A 3,907-nucleotide genomic window follows, 5' to 3' on the forward strand; every position below is an offset into this window, starting at 1 on the left:
GAGACGGGATCCTAGGGGGTGCCCGGCCCGGCGCCGACCGCCCCGCCGGACCGGCCCGCGACCTCGTTGTCGTCCGTCGTGCGCCGCATTCCCGCCCTGACCAGGGTGATCGCACTGCCCACCACCGCCCAGGCGGCGAGCACCAGCATCGGGCCGGTCATCGCGTTGCACTTGAAGTAGGCGATCGAACGCGCCGACCAGGTGCCCGCGCCCGGTGGCAGGGCCGGGCCGATCGCCCGCCAGAAGTCCGGGAGCATCGGAGCCGGGAAGGCGCCGCCCGCGCTCGGGTTGCCCGCGATCACGATCAGCAGGACGGCCAGACCGATGCCCACGATGCCGGTGAGCGCCTGCAGGGCCAGCGTGGCCGCGCCGACGGCGAAGACGACCAGCGTGCCCAGACCCCACAGCGCCACCACACTGCCGGGCAGCGCGTCCAGGATCGGGCCGACGATGATCGCGCCGCCGAGCCCGCCGGCGAGCGCGGAGAGGGCGAGGACCCCGAGCCGGATGACGGCCCGCTGGGCGTTGGCGGGCCGGGAGCCGGCGCTGATCGCCAGGATGGAGGCGCACAGATAGCCGCCTACGCACCACCCCACGACCAGGTAGAAGGCGGAGAGCCCGTCGAAGTCCTGCGGTGAGGCGGGCGCCACGTCCACCGTCCGTACCGTCCGCCCCTGCGGTCTCTCGACGGCGACGGCGATCCGCTCCAGGGCGTGGGCCAGGACCGTGCCGCCGCCGGAGCCGACGAGCAGGGTGTCCGTGGTGCCCCGCGGGTCGATCACCAGCGCGCCGTCGATTTTCCGCTCCAGGATCTGTGCGCGGGCCTCGGCGGCGTCGGCGACCACCCGCGGGTCGAGCGGATCGCCGGGGAGCCTCGCCAGCCGGTCGGCGGCCTGCTGCGCCGCGGGCCCCGGGGCAGCCACCCCGAAGGGGACCTCCTTGGGCTTGGGGTTGTGCAGGGCGCCGACGTAGGAGGCGATGAACAGCAGCTGGAGGGCGAGCACCCCGATCACGAGCAGGGCCGCTCGCGGGGTGACGGCGCTCTTGACTTCCTGGGCGAAGCTCATGCCCCCACGCTCCGGCCCGGCCGGTATCCCCGCAGGTGGGAGGGGGCCGAATGGCGTATGGCCGCACGCGCACCCTATTCGAACAATCGTGTCGTACGCACGTTCGAAATTGGTCTATGGTGGAGAAGGGAGAGGTGAGACGGAAGCGAGACAGGAGGTGCGGATGTCCGGGTTCACGCATCTGCACACCGCGTCGGGCTTCTCCCTGCGCTACGGGGCCTCGCACCCGGCACGGCTGGCAGAGCGCGCCGCCGAGCGCGGCATGGACGCGCTCGCCCTGACCGACCGCGACACCCTCGCGGGAACGGTCCGGTTCGCCAAGGCCTGCGCGAAGGCGGGGGTGCGCCCCCTCTTCGGGGTGGACCTCGCGGTCGCGGAGCCGGTCACCGGCCCCGAAGGGGCCTCCGGGCGGCGCCGCAGCCCCGTACGCGGCGGCGCCTTCGTCGACGAGTCGGCGCCCCGCGCCGTCTTCCTCGCCCGCTCCCGCCGGGGCTGGGCCGAGCTGTGCCGGCTGGTCACCGCCGCCCACGCGGCCGGCGCCGCCACCCCGCTGCTGCCCTGGCCCGACCAGTACGGCGAGGAGCTGACCGTGCTGCTCGGCCCCGACTCCACGGTCGGCCGCGCCCTGGCCGCCGGCCGCCCCGACCGGGCCGCCCGGCTGCTCGCGCCCTGGCGGGAGATCCACGGCGACGCGCTGCGCCTGGAGGTCGTGCACCACGGCCGCACCGGCACCGGCCCCGGCTCCCTGCGCCAGGCCGCCCGTACCCTCGGCTTCGCCGCCGACCAGGGCGTACGGGCCGTGCTGAGCAACGCCGTCCGCTACGCCGACCCCGGCCAGGGCCCGATCGCCGACGTCCTCGACGCGGCCCGCCGGCTCGTCCCCATCGACCCCCGCAAAGGACTCGACAGCGGCGAGCGCTGGCTCAAGGACCCGGCCGCGATGGCCCAGGCCGCCGAGCGGGTCGCCGAGGCGGCCGGGCTGCGCCGCGACTCCGCCCACCGGCTGCTCACCTGGACCGAGGAGACCGCGGCCGGCTGTGTCGTCGACCCCGAGGACGACCTCGGCATCGGCGCCGCCCACTTCCCCGAGGCGTACCTCGTCGGCGCCGAGCACCGCACCGCCCAGCGCGTCCTCGCCTCCCGGGCCGCCGCCGGCATGGTCCTGCGCGGCTACGAGAACCGCCGGGAGTACTGGGACCGGATGCGCCGCGAGCTGGACATCATCGCCCACCACGGCTTCGCCACCTACTTCCTGACGGTCGCTCAGGTCGTCGACGACGTACGAGCCATGGGCATCCGGGTCGCCGCGCGCGGCTCCGGCGCGGGCTCGCTCGTCAACCACCTCCTCGGCATCGCCCACGCCGACCCGGTCGCGCACGGGCTGCTCATGGAACGCTTCCTGTCCAAACGCCGCACCGCCCTGCCCGACATCGACATCGACGTCGAGTCCGCCCGCCGGCTGGAGGTCTACCGCGCGATCATCGGCCGCTTCGGCACCGAACGGGTCGCCACCGTCGCCATGCCCGAGACCTACCGGGTCCGCCATGCCGTACGGGACGTGGGCGCCGCCCTCTCCATGGACCCGGCCGAGATCGACAGGATCGCCAAGGCCTTCCCGCACATCCGCGCCCGTGACGCCCGCGCCGCCCTGGACGAACTGCCCGAGCTGCGCGAACTGGCCGGGGAGCGGGAGCGGTACGGCAGGCTGTGGGAGCTGGTCGAGGGGCTGGACGCGCTGCCCCGGGGGATCGCCATGCACCCGTGCGGGGTGCTGCTCTCGGACGCCTCGCTGCTCACCCGTACGCCCGTGATCCCCACCAGCGGCGAGGGGTTCCCCATGTCCCCCTTCGACAAGGACGACGTGGAGGACCTCGGGCTGCTCAAACTCGACGTGCTCGGCGTGCGGATGCAGTCCGCGATGGCCCACGCGGTCGCCGAGATCGAACGGGCCACCGGCCACCGGGTCGACATCGACGCGGTCCCCGAGGGTGACCCGCGGACCTACGCCCTCATCCGCTCCACCGAGACCCTGGGCTGCTTCCAGATCGAGTCGCCGGGCCAGCGCGACCTGGTCGGCCGGCTCCAGCCCGCCACCTTCCACGACCTTGTGGTCGACATCTCGCTCTTCCGCCCCGGCCCGGTCGCCGCCGACATGGTGCGGCCCTTCATCGCGGCCCGGCACGGCCGCGCACCGGTCCGCTACCCCCACCCCGACCTGGAGGAGGCGCTCAAGGAGACCTACGGCGTGGTGGTCTTCCACGAACAGATCATCCGGATCGTGAGTGTGATGACCGGCTGCGCCCTGGACGAGGCCGACCAGATCCGGCGCAGGCTCTCCGACCCCGAGGAACAGGGGAAGATCAAGGTCTGGTTCGCGCAGCGAGCCACCCGGCAGGGGTACGACGCCGAAGTGACCGCCCGTACCTGGGAGATCGTCGAGGCGTTCGGCTCGTACGGCTTCTGCAAGGCGCACGCGGTCGCCTTCGCCGTCCCCACCTACCAGTCGGCCTGGCTCAAGGCCCACCACCCGGCGGCCTTCTACGCCGGGCTGCTCACCCACGACCCCGGGATGTACCCCAAGCGGCTGCTGCTCGCGGACGCGCGGCGGCGCGGTGTGCCCGTGCTGCCGCTGGATGTGAACCGGTCCGGCGCCAGCCATCGCATCGAACTGGTGTCCGAGAAGCCGGAGGTGTGGGGCCTGCGGCTCGCCCTCGCCGACGTCCACGGCATCAGCGAGGCGGAGAGCGCCCGGATCGAGACCGGGCAGCCGTACGCCTCCCTCCTCGACTTCTGGGAACGCGCCCGGCCGCGCAAACCGGTGGCCGAACGCCTCGCCCAGG

2 protein-coding genes are annotated in these 3,907 nt (G+C 74.0%); one reads left to right on the forward strand and one right to left on the reverse strand.

The window, feature by feature from the left end; genetic code table 11:
• Positions 1-11: 11 nt before the first annotated feature.
• Entirely contained in the window at positions 12-1,067 is a 1,056-nt protein-coding gene (locus tag IEZ01_RS19030; protein WP_189202738.1) for a DUF3533 domain-containing protein, read from the reverse strand.
• A gap of 163 nt (positions 1,068-1,230) precedes the next feature.
• Between IEZ01_RS19030 and IEZ01_RS19035 the strand changes: the two genes are divergently transcribed.
• On the forward strand, positions 1,231-3,907 hold a 2,677-nt coding region (locus IEZ01_RS19035; RefSeq protein ID WP_229833063.1), incomplete at its 3' end, for a DNA polymerase III subunit alpha.

The organism is Streptomyces purpureus (genome assembly GCF_014648195.1).
Taxonomy (GTDB): domain Bacteria; phylum Actinomycetota; class Actinomycetes; order Streptomycetales; family Streptomycetaceae; genus Streptomyces; species Streptomyces purpureus.